The organism is Thioclava sp. F1Mire-8, assembly GCF_002213165.1.
GTDB lineage: Bacteria > Pseudomonadota > Alphaproteobacteria > Rhodobacterales > Rhodobacteraceae > Thioclava > Thioclava nitratireducens.
In genome coordinates this window covers 168,951-185,229 of sequence record NZ_NBNY01000001.1, presented here as the reverse complement: position 1 = coordinate 185,229, position 16,279 = coordinate 168,951, and the positions used below count along the sequence as shown (strand labels likewise).

13 protein-coding genes and 1 pseudogene are annotated in these 16,279 nt (G+C 64.5%); 2 read left to right on the top strand and 12 right to left on the bottom strand.

The window, feature by feature from the left end:
- Positions 1 to 144: 144 nt before the first annotated feature.
- The 3 genes from B6V75_RS00850 to B6V75_RS00840 form a co-directional block, all read right to left on the bottom strand.
- Positions 145 to 2,712: a PBP1A family penicillin-binding protein gene (locus B6V75_RS00850; protein WP_075775080.1), complete on the bottom strand. Its 2,568-nt coding sequence runs from the start codon at positions 2,710 to 2,712 to the stop codon at positions 145 to 147.
- Positions 2,713 to 2,879: 167 nt separating this feature from the next.
- Positions 2,880 to 4,094, bottom strand: a complete 1,215-nt coding sequence (locus B6V75_RS00845; protein WP_075775081.1) for an N-acetylmuramoyl-L-alanine amidase — start codon at positions 4,092 to 4,094, stop codon at positions 2,880 to 2,882.
- Between the two features lie 251 nt (positions 4,095 to 4,345).
- Positions 4,346 to 5,485, bottom strand: coding sequence for an aminotransferase class I/II-fold pyridoxal phosphate-dependent enzyme (locus tag B6V75_RS00840; RefSeq protein WP_088718429.1), 1,140 nt, complete (start codon positions 5,483 to 5,485; stop codon positions 4,346 to 4,348).
- Between the two features lie 168 nt (positions 5,486 to 5,653).
- Between B6V75_RS00840 and B6V75_RS00835 the strand changes: the two genes are divergently transcribed.
- Positions 5,654 to 6,424: a DsbA family protein gene (locus tag B6V75_RS00835; RefSeq protein WP_088718428.1), complete on the top strand. Its 771-nt coding sequence runs from the start codon at positions 5,654 to 5,656 to the stop codon at positions 6,422 to 6,424.
- 262 nt (positions 6,425 to 6,686) lie between these two features.
- Here the strand turns inward: B6V75_RS00835 and B6V75_RS00830 are convergent, their stop codons facing one another.
- The 4 genes from B6V75_RS00830 to hemA form a co-directional block, all read right to left on the bottom strand.
- A complete protein-coding gene (locus B6V75_RS00830; RefSeq protein ID WP_088718427.1) occupies positions 6,687 to 7,385 on the bottom strand; it encodes a DUF1236 domain-containing protein in 699 nt (232 codons plus the stop codon).
- Positions 7,386 to 7,540: 155 nt separating this feature from the next.
- Entirely contained in the window at positions 7,541 to 8,662 is a 1,122-nt protein-coding gene (gene ispG / locus B6V75_RS00825; protein WP_075775085.1) for a flavodoxin-dependent (E)-4-hydroxy-3-methylbut-2-enyl-diphosphate synthase, read from the bottom strand.
- Between the two features lie 84 nt (positions 8,663 to 8,746).
- Complete coding sequence (locus B6V75_RS00820) at positions 8,747 to 10,009, bottom strand: helix-turn-helix domain-containing protein (protein WP_088718426.1); 1,263 nt, start codon at positions 10,007 to 10,009, stop codon at positions 8,747 to 8,749.
- Positions 10,010 to 10,117: 108 nt separating this feature from the next.
- Positions 10,118 to 11,347, bottom strand: coding sequence for a 5-aminolevulinate synthase (gene hemA, locus B6V75_RS00815; RefSeq protein WP_075775087.1), 1,230 nt, complete (start codon positions 11,345 to 11,347; stop codon positions 10,118 to 10,120).
- A 222-nt stretch (positions 11,348 to 11,569) separates the two neighbouring features.
- Here hemA and B6V75_RS00810 point away from each other — a divergent pair, with 222 nt between their 5' ends.
- Complete coding sequence (locus B6V75_RS00810; RefSeq protein ID WP_088718425.1) at positions 11,570 to 12,946, top strand: dipeptidase; 1,377 nt, start codon at positions 11,570 to 11,572, stop codon at positions 12,944 to 12,946.
- Positions 12,947 to 13,059: 113 nt separating this feature from the next.
- On the opposite strand, the gene B6V75_RS00805 is transcribed toward B6V75_RS00810, so the two are convergent.
- From B6V75_RS00805 to B6V75_RS00785, 5 genes and pseudogenes are all read right to left on the bottom strand, one after another.
- On the bottom strand, positions 13,060 to 13,494 hold the full coding sequence (locus tag B6V75_RS00805) for a c-type cytochrome (RefSeq protein ID WP_088718424.1): 435 nt from the start codon (positions 13,492 to 13,494) through the stop codon (positions 13,060 to 13,062).
- Positions 13,494 to 14,864, bottom strand: coding sequence for a multicopper oxidase family protein (locus B6V75_RS00800; protein WP_088718423.1), 1,371 nt, complete (start codon positions 14,862 to 14,864; stop codon positions 13,494 to 13,496). Before B6V75_RS00800 ends, B6V75_RS00805 begins: the two co-directional genes overlap by 1 nt.
- Before the next feature lies 1 nt (position 14,865).
- Positions 14,866 to 15,297, bottom strand: a complete 432-nt coding sequence (locus B6V75_RS00795; protein ID WP_088719348.1) for a cytochrome c — start codon at positions 15,295 to 15,297, stop codon at positions 14,866 to 14,868.
- 81 nt (positions 15,298 to 15,378) lie between these two features.
- Entirely contained in the window at positions 15,379 to 15,720 is a 342-nt protein-coding gene (locus B6V75_RS00790) for a hypothetical protein (protein WP_088718422.1), read from the bottom strand.
- Between the two features lie 120 nt (positions 15,721 to 15,840).
- Positions 15,841 to 16,167: pseudogene (locus tag B6V75_RS00785) on the bottom strand (MerR family transcriptional regulator); the annotation flags it as partial.
- Between the last annotated feature and the right edge of the window lie 112 nt (positions 16,168 to 16,279).

Below are 16,279 nucleotides of genomic sequence, written 5' to 3'. Positions count from 1 at the left end.
GCCCCCGTCCCTTGCGGGCCTCCCCCGGGATATTTGCGCAAGCCCGAAGGACGACCTCCGAGATAGGAATAATCGAGCAGAAACGAGAAAGGGGGGCGAGCGCCCCCCTTTTTTACTGTCGGTCGGTTTTGACGCGTGGTGCGCTCAGTAGAGGCCGCCTGCCGAGAGCGAGCCGAAATCGGCCTTCTTCTTCGGAATGACCTTCTGCTGACCCGTCGAGGTGGTGACCGTGGTAGAGCCCGCGTCGTCACGCTCGCCCTGCGCGAAGAGCGGCAGGTTGGAGCCCATCGCGAAGCCGCCATCGACGACCAGCGAGCCGAGGCCCGACATGTCCTGACCGGGGCGCAGATATTCGGCTTGGACGAATTCGCCGGTGGCGGAGTCGGACAGACGCTCGCCGGTATAGCGGTTGAACTTGGCCCAGGTGCCACCCGGCGGAACCTTGAACTTCGAGCCGCCGAATTCCTTGATCGCCTCGCGCATGAACTCGTTGAACACCGGGACGCAGAGTGTACCGCCATAAGCGTGACGGCCCAGCGAGCGCGGGTTGTCGTAGCCCATGTAGCACGAAGCCACGATGTTCGAGCTGAAGCCGGTGAACCAGACGTCTTTCGCGTCATTCGTGGTGCCGGTCTTGCCCGCGATCGGAACCGGCAGGTCGACGCCGTAACCGGAGCCGCGCTTCACCACGCCCTCCATCAAGGAGATCATCTGGTAGGCGGTGATCGGGTCGATGATCTGGTCGCGGTGGCTGACGATCTTCGGGCCCTGCCCCTCGGGCAGGTTCGGATCGTCGCAATTGTCGCAGCTGCGCTGGTCGTGACGGTAGATCGTGCGGCCGTAGCGGTCCTGCACGCGGTCGACCAGCGTCGGCTCCACCCGCTCGCCGCCATTGGCGAACATCGCGTAGGCCGAGATCAGGCGGAACATCGTGGTTTCCTGCGCGCCGAGCGCGTTGGCTAGGAAGCGGCGCATATGGTCGTAGACGCCGAATTTCTCCGCATAGGCGGCGACCGTGTCCATGCCGATTTCCTGCGCGATCCGGATCGTCATCAGGTTGCGCGAATGCTCGAGACCGGTGCGCATCGGCGTCGGGCCGTAATACTTGTTCGAGGCGTTCTTCGGGCGCCACATGCCCTGCGGCGTGTTCACCTCGATCGGCGCGTCGACCACGATCGTCTCGGGCGAGAAGCCGGAATCAAGCGCCGCCGCGTAGACGAAGGGTTTGAAGTTCGAGCCCGGCTGGCGCATCGCCTGCGTCGCGCGGTTATAGACCGAAGCCTGATAGGAGAAGCCGCCCTGCATCGCCAACACGCGGCCGGTATTCACGTCCATCGCCATGAAGGCACCTTCGACCTTCGGCACCTGGCGCAGCGTCCAGCGGATGAAGGAGCCGTCGCTATCGCTCGTCATCGCCCGGACCTCGACCACGTCGCCGGTCTCCAGAAGGTCCTGCGCCTGCTTCGCGCGCGGGCCGAGCTTGCCGTCCTCTTTCAGCTTGCGCGCCCAGGTCACGTCTTCCGGCGGAATCCAGTGGCCGTCTTTGTCTTCCTCGATACCCTCGATGCCGATCCGGGCCGAACCGCCCTCGAAGCCCAGCACCACGGCCGGGTGCCATCCCTCGATGTCGCGCGGCGCCTTCGCGGTCGAGACATCGTCGAGCGCGGCGCGCCAATCGGCTTCTTTCTTCAGCTTGTCCTCGGCGATCTTCGCGCCGGTGCCGCGCCAGACGCCCTGCTCGCGGTCGTATTTCTCCAGCGCGTGCTGCAGCGCCTTCGTCGCATGGGACTGAAGATCGGGGTTCACGGTCGCGCGGATGGTCAGGCCACCGCCGAAGAATTCCTCTTCGCCAAAGCTTTTCGACAGCTGGCGGCGGATTTCGTCGGTGAAATAGTCGCGCGGCGGGAGCTGTGCGCGGAACGGGGCGTAATCGCCGTTCTGCACGGATTTCAGCGGCTTGTTCTGCTCCGCTTCCATCGTCGCCTTGTCGATGCGGCCATCCTCGTACATCCGGCGCAGCACATAGTTGCGGCGATCCACGGCGGTTTTGTAGTCGCGCACGGGATGCAGATCGGCGGGCTTCTTCGGCAGCGCCGCGAGATAGGCGGCCTCGCCCACCGTCAGATCGGCGAGCGGCTTGTTGAAATAGGTCTGCGCCGCGGCAGCGACCCCGTAGGAGTTCTGGCCGAGATAAATCTCGTTGAGATAAAGCTCGAGGATACGGTCCTTGCTCAGCACATGTTCGATGCGCGAGGACAGGATCAGTTCCTTGATCTTGCGCTCCACCGAGCGGTCCGAGGACAGAAGCAGGTTCTTCGTCACCTGTTGGGTGATCGTCGAGGCCCCGCGCACGTCGCGCCCGCCCGATTTCACGGCGGTGAACATCGCCGCGGCGATCCCGCGCGGATCGAAACCGGGGTGGATGTAGAAATTCTTGTCCTCCGCCGAGACGAACGCGCCCTTCACCCGGTCGGGAATGTCGCGGATCGGTACGAAGAGGCGGCGCTGCTCGGCGAATTCGTCAATCAGGCGGCCGTCGCCGTTATAGATGCGCGAGATGGTCTTGGGGCGGTATTGCGCAAGCTGGTCGTAGCTCGGCAGATCGCGCGAATAGATCCAGAAGATCGCCCCGATGGTGAGCGCCGCAAAGAACAGCCCGGTCACAACCCAGGAAAACACGCCGCCGATCGAGCCGAGAATGAAACGGATCACAGATACACCCCTTGCCTCGGGGCAGTTTACCCCATCGCGCCAGCCTATACATCGCGCCTTCGTGACGGTCAAAGTAATGTGCGCTCACGCTTCCGAGAAGACGCCGCGTGGTCATAATCTCGCCGAATGGGCGGATGACCGCGCGTCAGACCTGGAAAAACACGCGATTACTGGCGCAAAAGCTTCGCCTCGGCGGCATCGGCCTGCGCCCAGGTCTCGACACCCTTGGTGATCGCCGCAGCCATCCGGGCGCGCCAGTCGGGGTCTTTGAGCCGCGCCCGATCGGCAGGCGACGACAGGAAACCCAGCTCCACGAGGACGGACGGAATATCGGGCGATTTCAGCACCGAGAAATTCGCGCCCTGCACCGGGCGTTTGTGCATATGCAGCCCCGCTCCCTTGATCGCGCCCGCCAGCACCTGCGACAGCCGGACCGAGCGCGGCTGCGTGTCACGCCGCGCCAGATCTACGAGGATATGGGTGATCGCATCGCCCTGCCCGTTCAGATCGACACCTGCAAGGATATCGTCGCGGTCGTGGCGCTGGACCAGCTTGCGCGTGGCCTCGGTCTCGGCGTGATCGTCGAGCCGGTAGATCGTGGAGCCCGTCGCCCGGCCTTCGGCGATGGAATCGGCATGGAGCGAGATGAAGATATCCGCCCCCGCCGCGCGCGCGACCGTCACGCGGGTCTCGAGCGGCACGAACACGTCCTGATCGCGGGTCATGACCACCTGCATCCCCGCCCGGCGCATCGCGTCGCGCAGCTGACGCGCGAAGCCGAGCACGATATCGGCCTCATGCGCGCCGCCATCCTCCGCACCCGGATCGATGCCGCCATGGCCGGGATCGAGCACGACCTTCAGCGGCCGCGTCCCATCCTGACGGCGGTGCGGCGCGGGTGTCGGCGCGGGCTGCGGCAAGTCCCAGAGTGCGGAATCGGCTGCCCCCTTGCGCGGGGTGAACTTGGCAGCGGGGACTTTTGCGAGAGTCAGCGCGATTTGCGGGTCGCCCTTGGTGCGCTCTTCGGAGCTCACGAGGCGCATCGGATGGGCCAGTTCGGCCACCATCCGCGACCAGCCGGGCCGGAACTTGCCCCATCGCAGACCTTTGATCGCATCGCTGCCTTTCAGCAGATTTTCGGGCGGGTTGGCCCCGAAATTCAACTCGCGGAAGTCGATGACCAGCCGGTAGGGATCGGCCAGCAGAAAGGCGCGATACGGCACCGGCTGGCTGATCCCGAGCGTAATCGCGAGCTTGTCGCCGCTTTGCGCGATCTGGCTGCGCGCGGGTGCGTATTGCGCCAAGGCCGACAGATCCTGCGCGCGCGCAGGCAGAGCCAGCGCGAGAGACATCGCGAGAAGAAGAATGAACCGCCCGATCATACGCGCCCCGTTTTTATGCGCTTTCGTTTTGCGGGCACTATAGCGGCCGGGTTCGCGCGGAGCAAAGGGCGAATGGGGCCGCCCTTGGCAGGGGCGACCAGCCCGGGCCGCGCCCGACCCTCCCCAATGGCAGGGCGCAATGGCGATGTCACCTCGAGCACGACCAACTTGCGGGCCTGCGGGATAAAGCGCCCGGCCACCAACGATACGACGCGCCCACCCAAGGGTCGGGCGCACCCCTCATCGCAACCTCAGCGGTTCTCCATGAAGCTCCGCAGCCGTTTGATGCCCTCTGCCACCCGCTCGGGGCTTTGTGCGTAGGAGAAGCGGAGGGTCTGGGCGCCGCGATGGGGATCGAAATCCATCCCCGGCGTGACCGCCACCCCGACGCTCTCGAGGATTTCCGCAGCGAAAGCGGCGCTATCCTCGGTCAGCTCCGAGACATCGGCATAGAGGTAGAACGCCCCGTCGGGCGGCGCGATCCGGGTGAAGCCCATCTTCGGCAGCTCTTCGAGCAGCATCTGCCGGCTCTGCCCGTAGCGCGCGACATTCTCGGCCATCTCGTCGAGGCTCTCGAGCGCGCCCAGAGCCGCGACCTGACTCGCATGAGGGGCGCAGATGAACATGTGCTGCGCGAGACGCTCCACGGTGCGCAGATGGCTTTCCGGCACCACCATCCAGCCCACGCGCCAGCCCGTCATCGAGAAATATTTCGAAAACGAATTGATCACGAAGACGTCGTCGCTGATCTCCAGCGCCGAGACCGCACGACCCTCATATTGCAGCCCGTGATAGATCTCGTCCGAGATGAAAGCGATGTCGCGGGCCTGACAATGCTCGATCAGCGCCTGCAGCTCCGGCTTGCCCAGCATCGTGCCTGACGGGTTGCCCGGCGAGGCCACGATCAGCCCGGCCAGATCGTCCGGGATTTCCTCGGGCGTCGGCTGGTAGCGGTTCTGCGCCTCGGTCGGAATGCCCACCGGCTCGATCGAGAGCGCCTTGAGGATCTGGCGGTAGCTCGGATAGCCCGGCTCGCCCAGACCCACCTTGTCGCCCACATCGAACAGTGCGGTGAAGGCCAGCTGGAACGCCCCGGACGACCCCGAGGTGATGACCACGCGCGCGGGATCCAGATCGATGTCGTACCAACGCTTGTAGAGCTTCGCGATCCCCTCGCGCAGATAGGGCAGCCCCAGCGCAACGGTGTAGCCCATCGGCTGGCTCTCCAGCGCCTCGGCCAGACGACGCTTGGCGGCTTTCGGTGCGGAAGTTCCCGGCTGGCCCACTTCCATATGCACGATGTCGCGGCCCGCAGCCTCCGCCTCGGCTGCCATGCGCAGCACATCCATCGCGATGAACGGTTCCACCTGCCCGCGTTTCGACTGCCGCATCCTGCCAACTCCTTGCCGCTTGAGATTTCGCCCACGGGGTTAGGCCGAAGCCGCCCGAGCGTCAATGCGCCCGCATTTCGCCCTGCGCGATAACGCCCACTTGATCCCGCGCGTCCGAGCGGTCAGTTTGCTTGCGAACCAACAGGACCCGATCCAAAGGAAATGCCCATGCTCCGCACGCTTCTGGCCGCGACCGCCTTCGCCGCGCTCGCCACGGCCGCCCCGCTCACCCCGGCAGCAGCCCAGGATTTCGACTTCGCCAATATGTCGGACAGCCAGAAATCCGCATTCGGCGACGCCGTGCGCGAATATCTGATGGCGAACCCGCAGGTTCTGGTCGAGGCGATCAACGAGCTGGAGGCCAAGCAACAGGCCCAGCAGGCCGACAATGACAAGAAGCTCATCCAGACCAATGCGAAGGACATCTTCGAGGACGGTCACAGCTGGGTCGGCGGCAATCCCGATGGTGACATTACCATGGTCGAGTTCATGGATTACAAATGCACCTACTGCAAGAAAGCCTATAGCGAGGTCTCGGACCTGATCTCGAAGGACGGCAATATCCGCTTCATCGTCAAGGAATTCCCGATCCTCGGCCAGCAATCCGAACTGGCGGCGCGCTTCGCGGTGGCGACGAAGCAGATCAACGGCGACGACGCCTATGCGAAGATGCACGACACGCTGATGACCGCGCGGGGCGACCTGACCGTCGAGAGCCTGAGCCAGATCGCGAAGGATCAGGGTCTCGATCCGCAGCCGATCCTGAAGCAAATGAACGACGACTCGGTCACCGAGGTTCTGCGCCAGAACTACCAGCTGGCACAGCGCATGGCGATTTCGGGCACCCCGGCCTTCGTGATCGGCGGCCAAATGCTGCGCGGATATGCCCCCGAAGCCGCGATGGCGAAAATGGTCGCCGAAGAGCGCCAATCCGAGTGATCCGCACCTGAAGAACGCCGTGCAAAGCCTTCTTCAGGTTAATTTTTCGAGATTGTCAGCGCCGCCCGATTCGATCACGATCCGGGCGGCGTTTTCCTGTCGTTTGCCGTGACTCTCCACAGCTTTTGCGCGTTAGGCGGTCCTCGGTGGGTCGCGCATCGCGGCGGCGCGGCGCACCAGCGCCAGCAAGGTAAAAATGCCCCCCATAAAAGAACCGGCGCGATGACGCGCCGGCTCTCATGTCGCTTTCCGTCTCGGGGCCTTACGAGGCCGGGACCACGTAGACGATCGCGCGGTTGTCGGGATTCACGAAGACCGTGCGGTCGTTAATGTTGCCGTAGGCATAGGTGCTGTCGGGCACCGGCGTCAGCGTCACCACGTCCGGGACGACCTTGCCGGTCGCGACCTCGCCTTTCAGATAAACCGGTGCGACAGGGTGCTTCTCGACCCAGGTGATCGTGGTGGGTTCGGGCTTGGCGGCAGCGCCGACACCTGCGGCACCGACGAGCGCGCCGACCACGGCCCCCACGGGACCGCCCACGGCCGCGCCGGCCGCACCACCCGCGGCAGCACCGGTCAGCGCCGCGGCACCCTGAGCGTCCTTGTTGGCGTTATCGCCCGGGACCTGAATCTGGTTCACCGTCACCGATTGCGGGTTCGTCGACAGAAGCGCCAGCTGGCCGTCGACCATCACACCCAGCTGGCTGGCAGGGGCATAGCCGTTCATGCCGTCATAGGTAACCTGGCAGATCGTGCCGTCGGGCAGGCAGCCTTCGACAGGAATGGTCGAGCCGGCCATCACGGTCGCAACGGTTTTCGACGAGGCTTCGACCCCGGCATGGATCGTCACGTCGCCCTGCGCCGTCGCCATAAGCGGCGGGCTGGTTTCAGCAAAAGCGGTGCCGGCGATCATCGTGGTGCTGGCAGCAGCAGCGAGAATAGTAGCGAGTTTGCGGGTCATTGGACTTACCTCCGTTATTACCCTGACCGTCATCAGCGACGGCCTCTCTCCGTTTGTGGAGAGGGAAATGTGGAGGGGGCCAAATCGTTCCGCGCCCACCTCATCACGCCAGCGTGAGGTGGGGCGAATTCAGGAGGCCGGAGGCGCTTTTCCGCTTACTCGGCGGCAGCTTTCTCCGCTTCGATCTCTGCCGATTTTTTCTCAACCAATTCAACGATATGGTCGATCATGTCCGCGTTGGACTGCTTGTGATCCTGCTTGCCGGCCATGTAAACCATGCCCGATCCGGCCCCGCCGCCGGTAAAGCCGATATCGGTCATCAGCGCTTCGCCGGGACCATTCACGACGCAGCCGATGATCGACAGAGAGATCGGCGTCTTGATGTGTTCGAGCCGTTGCTCGAGCTCTGCGACGGTCGCGATCACGTCGAACCCTTGCCGCGCGCAGGACGGGCAGGAGATGATCTGCACGCCGCGGGTGCGAAGCCCGAGCGATTTCAGGATCTCGAAACCGACCTTCACCTCTTCGACCGGATCGGCCGAGAGCGAGACGCGCAGCGTGTCGCCAATGCCCATCCACAGCAGGTTGCCCAGCCCGATCGCGGATTTCACCGTGCCGGAGGTCAGGCCGCCCGCCTCGGTGATGCCAAGGTGGATCGGCGCGTCGGTGGCCTCGGCGATGCCCTGGTAGGCTGCGGCGGCGAGGAACACGTCCGACGCCTTCACCGAAATCTTGTATTCGCGGAAATCGTGATCCTCGAGAATGCGGATATGGTCCATAGCGCTCTCGACCATCGCCTCGGGGCACGGCTCGCCGTATTTCTCCAGCAGGTGCCTCTCGAGAGAGCCCGCATTCACGCCGATCCGGATCGAACAGCCGTGATCCTTTGCGGCGCGCACGACCTCGGCCACGCGCTTCTCATCACCGATATTGCCGGGATTGATGCGCAGGCAGGCAGCTCCCGCCTCCGCCGCTTCGATCGCGCGTTTGTAGTGGAAATGGATGTCGGCAACGATCGGCACCGGGCTCTCGCGGCAAATCTCGCGCAGGGCGCGGGTGCTCGATTCATCCGGGGTCGAGACACGCACGATATCCGCGCCGACATCGGCCGCGCGGATCACCTGATCGAGCGTCGCGCGCACGTCCGAGCTGTCGGTATTGGTCATCGTCTGCACCGAGATCGGCGCATCGCCCCCCACGGGGACATTGCCGACCATGATCTGACGGGACTTGCGGCGATAGATATTGCGCCACGGGCGGACCGGGTTGAGAGACATGCAAACGCTCCTTCGAGACCTCGGCTCCTGATACGCCAAGGCCCGCTGCGGTGCAACGGGCCGGGGCGGATCGTGATCTGCGGATTATTGCTGGTCGGTTGCCGCCTGCGTCGCAGCATCGCCCGCATCGGCCACGGCGATCATCTTCGCGAGGTCCTTGTCCTGCGAGAGATTGGCGACCGGATAGGTCTCGTCGAGCGCAGCCGAAGACAGCTTGATGTTCTTGGTGACCTGGCCGCGCTTGCCGACCGGGCCATGCGTCACGCCGTTGACCGCGAAATAGATCGCGCCGGATTCACCCGTGCGCATCGTCGGCGGCTCTTCGAGCTTGGGCAGCACGTAGCGTTCGCCCGCATCCATGACCTTCTCGAACAGCGTCGCGCCATCGGCGGATTTGATCCGCACCCAGGAGGGGCGCACGGCCAGCACGACGACGTCGGGCTGATCGGCTTCGAGCGCCTTGGCGACGGCGGATTGGATGTTGTTCTCGGGGCCCGCCGCGGAGGCGAGCTGCGTGCTTTTGGGCGCATCGTTGTTCTGCGCCAGACCGATCAGATTGGGCGTCAGGCCCGGAGCGGCTGCGCCCACCCCCTGCCCGGCCAGCGCGCCGGTCGCATTGGGGTCGATCGAGGCGATCGGCCCGTCACGCGAGACCAGCACCGGCGCGTCGAGCGCAGCCGGGCGGTAGATGCGTGCGGAGCGCTCGGGCTGGTTGACCTCGGGCAGCGTGTCATCGGCCTGCGCCATCTCCGGCCCGTCCTTGACCGAGTCGAGCGGGTCGAGATCGGCCATCACGCCGGGCGCCTGATCCACCGGGGTCAGCTGCACGCGCTGCACTTCCTGCAGCACGGTCCAGCCGCCATAGCCGATCCCGCCACCGATCAGCGCCAGCACGAAAAGCGCACCGACCGCGCGCGGTTCGATCTTGCTCCAGATCGATTCCTTGCGCGGAATGAAAGCGGGATTGGCGAGCGCCTCGGCCATGTCCTTCGGGTCGCGCTGCGGCTTGGGGCCGGAGGCGGCCTCCGACATGCCGTGGGCGGGCGAATAGCCAGCCTCGTTGCAGAAGCGCTGGAACGACCATTCCGGGTCGAGACCGAGGTAACGTGCATAGGAGCGCACATAGCCCGCGATGAAGGAGGGCGTGTCGAAAGCTTCCACATCGCAGGCTTCAATGGCCGCGATATAGGCTGCCTTGATCCGGAGTTCGCGCTGAACATCAAGAAGAGATTTGGCGAGCGTCGCCCGCTCGCCGCGCATCACATCGCCAAGACGAAGTTCGAAATCGTCAAACCCTTTAGGTTTGACTTCGTCCTCCGTCGAAGGTTTAGCCCTTCGCCCGATCATGCTGCCTGTCCCTGCCGTTTTCCCGCCTGCGTCGATTCGGAGCCAATAGCCCCTTCGATTAACAAAGGCTTATCACAAGCAAGCGAGCCGCGCACGCGCCTATGTCGCTCAGGCGCTCGCTTCGGCGCGATTTAGCTCACAGCGCGCCCAAAGCGCATCCATGCCCTTGACCAGAGCGTCAATCATACCGGTGTCGTGCACCGGCGAGGGCGTGAAGCGCAGACGTTCGGTCCCGCGCGGGACGGTCGGGAAGTTGATCGGCTGGACATAGACGCCGAACTCGTCGAGCAGCATGTCCGACAAGGCCTTGGTATGCTTGGGATCTCCGATGATCACGGGCACGATATGCGAGCCGTGGTCGATGATCGGCATACCCATGCCCTTCAGGCGCATCTTGAGAATCTTCGCGTGCAGCTGCTGCTTGTCGCGCAGCTCCTGACCGCCCTCGCCTTTCAGGAAAGCGATCGACGCGGCAGCGCCAGCCGCGACCGCCGGCGGGATCGAAGTGGTGAAGATGAAGCCCGGCGCATAGGAGCGCACCGCGTCCACCATCTTGGCCGAAGCCGCGATATAGCCGCCGAACACACCGAAAGCTTTACCCAGCGTACCGTTGAAGATGTCGATCCGGTCCATCTCGCCCAGCTTCTCGGCGATACCGGCGCCGCGCGGGCCATACATGCCGACCGCGTGCACTTCGTCGAGATAGGTCAGCGCGCCGAATTCCTCGGCGAGGTCGCAGATGTCCGAGATCGGACCGAAATCGCCATCCATCGAATAGACCGACTCGAAAGCGATCAGCTTCGGCGCGGCGGGATCGTCTGCGGCCATCAGTTCGCGCAGATGGGCGACGTCATTGTGGCGGAAGATACGCTTGGCGCCACCGTTGCGGCGGATGCCTTCGATCATCGAGGCGTGGTTCAGCTCGTCCGAATAAATGATCAGGCCGGGGAACAGCTTGGGCAGCGTGCTCAGCGTCGCGTCATTGGCGATATAGGCCGAGGAGAAGACCAGCGCGGCCTCCTTGCCGTGCAGATCGGCGATCTCATGCTCCAGCCGCTTGTGATAGACCGTGGTGCCGGAAATGTTGCGCGTCCCACCCGAGCCTGCGCCGGTGGCGTCCAGCGCCTCGTGCATCGCCGCCAGCACAGCCGGATGCTGGCCCATGCCCAGGTAGTCGTTGCCGCACCAGATGGTGATGTCCTGCTTCGATCCGTCCGGCTTGGTCCAGACGGCATGGGGGAAATTGCCCTTCTCGCGCTCGATGTCGATGAAGACGCGATAGCGGCCTTCCTCGTGCAGCTTGTCAATCGCCTGATCGAGTGCGCGGTCGTAATCCATCTTATGCTTCCCTTGCATGACTGTTCGCTGGGTCTGCCCTAGAGGGCTCCACAAAGCGCGACATTGATAAATGTCAAATTCCTCTCCCTGAAGCGTAAAAATGTCGCAGATAGTCATGAAAAGCAAACATTCACTTTTCGCAATTTGTCGCACCCTTGCGTCACCCCCTCTGGACAGTCTCGCGCGCGGCCCTAGGCTGTGGCAAAAATAAAGGAGGCCTGCATGGCACTGAACGAGGTTCTCACCGAAATCGACAATGGTCTGGACGCCGCGATGGAGCGGCTGTTCGAGTTGCTGAAAATCCGCTCGATCTCGACCGATCCGGCCTATCGCGAAGAGACCCACGAAGCCGCGGAATGGCTCGTCAAGGAGTTGAAATCGCTTGGCTTCGACGCGGAGCTGCGCCCGACCACGGGCCATCCGATGGTGGTCGCGCATTCCAAGGGCGACGGCCCGCGCCTGCTGTTCTACGGCCACTACGACGTGCAGCCGGTGGACCCGCTGGAGCTGTGGGACACGCCCCCCTTCGAGCCGCGCATCGAGGACACCGAGAACGGCCGCGTCATCCGTGGCCGCGGGGCCTCCGACGACAAGGGTCAGCTGATGACCTTCATCGAGGCCTGCCGCGCCTACAAGGCCGTGAACGGCGAATTGCCTGGCAATCTCGTGATCTTTCTTGAAGGCGAGGAAGAATCGGGCTCGCCCTCGCTGGTGCCCTTCCTCGAGAACAACCGCGAGGAACTGACCTGCGATCTGGCGCTGATCTGCGACACCTCGATGGTCTCCCCCGGCGTGCCCTCGATTGCGGGCAGCCTGCGCGGGATGCTGAAGGACGAATTCACCCTGCACGGTCCGCGCATCGACCTGCATTCGGGCCATTACGGCGGCCCCGCGCTGAACCCGCTGCGCGAGATTTCCAAGCTGATCGCGAGCTTCCATGACGACAAGGGCCGCGTCGCCGTCGAGGGCTTCTACGAAGGCGTTCACGAAGTGCCTCAGGAGCAGCTCGAGGCCTGGAAGACCTGCGGCTTCGACGAGGAGGAATACCTTCACCACGCCGGGATGACCGTGCCGCACGGCGAAGAGGGTTACACGACGCTGGAGCAGCAATGGGCACGTCCGACGCTGGAGATCAACGGTCTCTGGGGCGGTTATCAGGGCGCGGGCTCGAAGACCGTGATTCCGGCCGAGGCGCATTGCAAGATCACCTGCCGTCTGGTGGGCGACATGGACCCCGCACATGTGCGCAAGGTTCTGCGTAAACATGTCGAGGACCGCCTGCCCGTCGATGCGCGCATCACCTGGGACAACGATATCGATGGCGCGCCGGCCTCCGTCATGGACACCTCGCGCCCGGAATTCGAAGCCGCGCGCCAGGCACTGAGCGACGAATGGAACCGCGAGGCGGTGATCGTCGGCATGGGCGGCTCGATCCCGATCGGCTATTACTTCAAGTCGATCCTCGGCATGGATGCGATGCTCGTCGGGTTCGCCAATGACGACGACGCGATCCACTCGCCGAACGAGAAATACGACGTCAAAAGCTTCCACAAGGGGATCCGCTCCTGGGCGCGGATTCTCGACCGGATTGCGAAATAAGCCTGCGGCGAGGGCTTCGCGGCCCTCGCACAGCCGCGCTTCAGTCACCGGCCATTCGCCTCTCGCGAATGGCCGGAACCGTTTCAGCTCCCGGATCGCGCCGGAGGCGGCCTCTACTGCCCGTCCCGCGCCGCCTGCACCGCCTGCAGCCGCTCGGGCCATGTCGAGCGGATGAAGCCGAGGATGTCGAGGATTTCCGCATCGCTCAGCGTTCCGCCGAAACCCGGCATCCCACTCGGGAAATCGGCGACCCCACGCGCGGCCAAAGCTACCGCCCCGCCCTGCTTGACGTAATCGAACAGCAACGCGGTCTCGTGGTGCCACGTGTGGCCGGTGGCATCATGCGGCGGCGCCGGCAGAACCCCATCGGGCCCCGCCTCGCGCCAGTCCGGCTGCCCCTCAAGATCGGCGCCATGACAGCTCGCGCAATGGGTCGCGTAAAGCTGCTTGCCCCGAGCGATATCGCGCCCTTCAAGCGAGCTGGCGCCCGCCGGAGACAGGGCAACGCCCCCTGTGATCGCGAGGCTGAGAAGGAATATCCGCCCCATCACGCCACCTCGATCCAGGACGTCATCCCCGCGGCCGCATGGGCCAGCATGTGACAGTGCAAAAGCCACTTGCCGGGGTTATCGGCGGTGAAGGCGATCTCGTGGCTGCGCCCCGGGATCGTCAGCACCGTGTCGCGCATCGGGCCGAGGCTTCCATCCTCGCGCAGCTCGCGGAAATGCATTCCGTGCAGGTGCATCGCATGCGGGAAAGCGGTATCGTTGACGAAGCGCAGCCGCACCTGTTCGCCCTGCGACAGCTTCGCGAATGGCGCATCGCCGATTCCGGCCTGACCGGCCAGCGTCCAGAAATTGCCGCGCTGCATCAAGGCCTGCATCCGATTGCGTGACATTCGGCCCATCGCGCCGCCTTCGATCTTCATCTCCAGCGGACGGGCCTGTGTCAGATCGGGCGGGTCCATGTTCGGATTGGGCGGCAGGGCCGCAGGCGGATCGCGCCGCGTTCGGCTGGCCTCGCCCGAGATCGCGAAGCCGACCTGACGCTGCCATTGCTGATCATTGCCGAGCCGCTCGATCGCGGCCTCGGCGCCATCGCTGGTCACATCTACGATCAGGTCCACGCGCTGCGCAGGCGCGAGCACCAGTTCCTCGGGAATAGCCTCCGGCGCAGGCAGCGGCATCCCGTCGAGCGCCACCTGCCAGGCCGAAAGCCCGGTCAGGCGCAGCACGAAAATCCGCGCATTGGCGGCATTGATCAGCCGCAGGCGTAACCGTTCATGGCGCTTCGCCGTCAGGGTCAGGGCGTAATGCCCGTTGGTGCCCACGAGATTGCCGAAACGCCCGCCATGGCTGAGGTCCATCGGATGGGTGAAATCCGGCTCCAGCTGCGCAGTATCGGGGTCGAGCAGCCAATCGTCGAGCAGCAGAACCTCGTCGCGATCGACATCTGGCGCCTCCGGCTCCTCGACGATCAGCGCACCGGAGAGACCGCGCGCGACCTGCTCCATCGACTTGGTATGCGCGTGATACCAATAGGTGCCCGCGTCCGGCACACGGAAATCATAGTCGAAGGTCTGGCCGGGCGGCACCGCGTCCTGCGTAAGCCCGGCCACGCCATCCATCGCGTTGTCTATGCGGATGCCGTGCCAATGCACCGAGCTTGGCACGGCGAGCTTGTTGACGAAGCGGCGTTGCAGCCGCACCCCTTGGGCCACCCGAAGCTCCGGCCCCGGCAGCGTGCTGTCATAGGACCAGACCTCGGTCTGCGGATAGCCCTCGGGGGCGATCTGGGCCTTGGCCACCTGTGCGGTGAGCAGCGTCGGGGCGGTGGCCGCCCCTCCTACACGCGCGGTCAGCGCAGACGCACCCATCCCTGCGAGAACCGCACGGCGGGTCAGTTGGAAGTTCCGCATCTCACTCGATCCCGTTGGCACGCTGCAATTCGCGTACGTAAGCGACGATATTCGCGACATCGCCGCGGGTCAGGCCCTCTTGCGGGGGCATGTTGCCGAAGCGCCAATGATGCGCCCGCACCCCGGCCTGAACGGCGGCCTGGAAGGCCATGTCGCCGTGATGGGAGGGTTCGTAGATCTTGTGTACGAGGGGCGGGCCGAAGCCCATCTTGCCCGTGGCATTCGCGCCATGACAGGCGGCGCATGTCGCATCAAATGCGCGTTTGCCCATCTGGGCCTGCTCGGAGAGCGTGTTCGGCAGGGAGACAGAGACAAGCGGTTCGCCCCGTGCGGGCGCAGCCTCCGCCTCGGTCGCGGTGTCGGGCTGCAGAACGAGCCAGCCGCCCGCAACGAGGGCCGCGACGACGACGGCAGAAAGTATGTAGCGTTTCATCAGGGTATCCTGTTCGATCATGCGTCCTTTGCACGGACGCGACAGACGAGCCCCCTCGGGGGCTAGCGACGGTGTGATCGATCAGATACGGGGCGGAGGAAGGTCGAGTTGCGGCTCATGCGCCACGGGTGCGGGCGTCTCCGCAGGACGGAGCGTCATCGACAGGTCGGCGCGGCTCAGAGAGAATTCCGGCGCATGATCGAGCCCGGCAGAGACCATCATCTGGGCATGGGGACAGGACTGGTCCTGCATCGGTCCCGCATCGTGATGGGTGTCGGGACAGGCCGCACAGTCGCTCATGGCGACCGTTTCCACCGCGTCCATCGCGCGTGCATGTGTCATCGCGGCAGCGGGCGCGCCCAACTGCGACAGACCGATCAAGCAGACCAGTGCGATCATCACGATATGCAGCGCTTTGCGCATGGCTCTCCCGGTTTCTCCCTGCCCTCTATCTGGTGGGCTCTGACGCAGCTGTCAATTCCCGCGCAGTCCCATCAGGTCGTCGAGGATCGCGCAATCGGGCGCATCGTCGCCGTGGCATTACGCGATCAAATGTTCGAGCCGCGCCTCCAACGCAGCGAGCGACGCGATCTTCTCGCGCACCGCTTCGAGGTTTTCCTGCGCCAGCGCGCGTACATCGCGGCTGGCCCGTCCCTCATCGGCGCTCAGCGCAAGAAGGCGGCGACATTCCTCGAGCGAGAACCCAAGGTGACGCGCCTGCGCCAGAAGCCGCAGCTGCTCCACGCAGCTTTCCGAGAAATCCCGGTAGCCATTGGCCCGCCGATCCGGCGAAATCAGGCCGATATCCTCGTAATAGCGGATCGTTTTGACCGGCAGCCCGGCCTGCGTCGCGGCGGTTCCGATATTCATGAGCACGTGCCTCCTGCGACACATATAAACCTTCCAGCGGCTGGAGGCAAAAGTCACGCTCGCGTGAGAAATACGGGAACGGCGCCACGCGATCGAAGGTTGGCGTGGAAAG

Bases quoted from the DNA above. Each gene is read 5' to 3' on its own strand.
- B6V75_RS00845 (WP_075775081.1), bottom strand. From the start codon at position 4,094: ATGATCGGGCGGTTCATTCTTCTTCTCGCGATGTCTCTCGCGCTGGCT.
- B6V75_RS00840 (WP_088718429.1), bottom strand. From the start codon at position 5,485: ATGCGGCAGTCGAAACGCGGGCAGGTGGAACCGTTCATCGCGATGGAT.
- B6V75_RS00835 (WP_088718428.1), top strand. From the start codon at position 5,654: ATGCTCCGCACGCTTCTGGCCGCGACCGCCTTCGCCGCGCTCGCCACG.
- B6V75_RS00830 (WP_088718427.1), bottom strand. From the start codon at position 7,385: ATGACCCGCAAACTCGCTACTATTCTCGCTGCTGCTGCCAGCACCACG.
- ispG (WP_075775085.1), bottom strand. From the start codon at position 8,662: ATGTCTCTCAACCCGGTCCGCCCGTGGCGCAATATCTATCGCCGCAAG.
- B6V75_RS00820 (WP_088718426.1), bottom strand. From the start codon at position 10,009: ATGATCGGGCGAAGGGCTAAACCTTCGACGGAGGACGAAGTCAAACCT.
- hemA (WP_075775087.1), bottom strand. From the start codon at position 11,347: ATGGATTACGACCGCGCACTCGATCAGGCGATTGACAAGCTGCACGAG.
- B6V75_RS00810 (WP_088718425.1), top strand. From the start codon at position 11,570: ATGGCACTGAACGAGGTTCTCACCGAAATCGACAATGGTCTGGACGCC.
- B6V75_RS00805 (WP_088718424.1), bottom strand. From the start codon at position 13,494: ATGGGGCGGATATTCCTTCTCAGCCTCGCGATCACAGGGGGCGTTGCC.
- B6V75_RS00800 (WP_088718423.1), bottom strand. From the start codon at position 14,864: ATGCGGAACTTCCAACTGACCCGCCGTGCGGTTCTCGCAGGGATGGGT.
- B6V75_RS00795 (WP_088719348.1), bottom strand. From the start codon at position 15,297: ATGAAACGCTACATACTTTCTGCCGTCGTCGTCGCGGCCCTCGTTGCG.
- B6V75_RS00790 (WP_088718422.1), bottom strand. From the start codon at position 15,720: ATGCGCAAAGCGCTGCATATCGTGATGATCGCACTGGTCTGCTTGATC.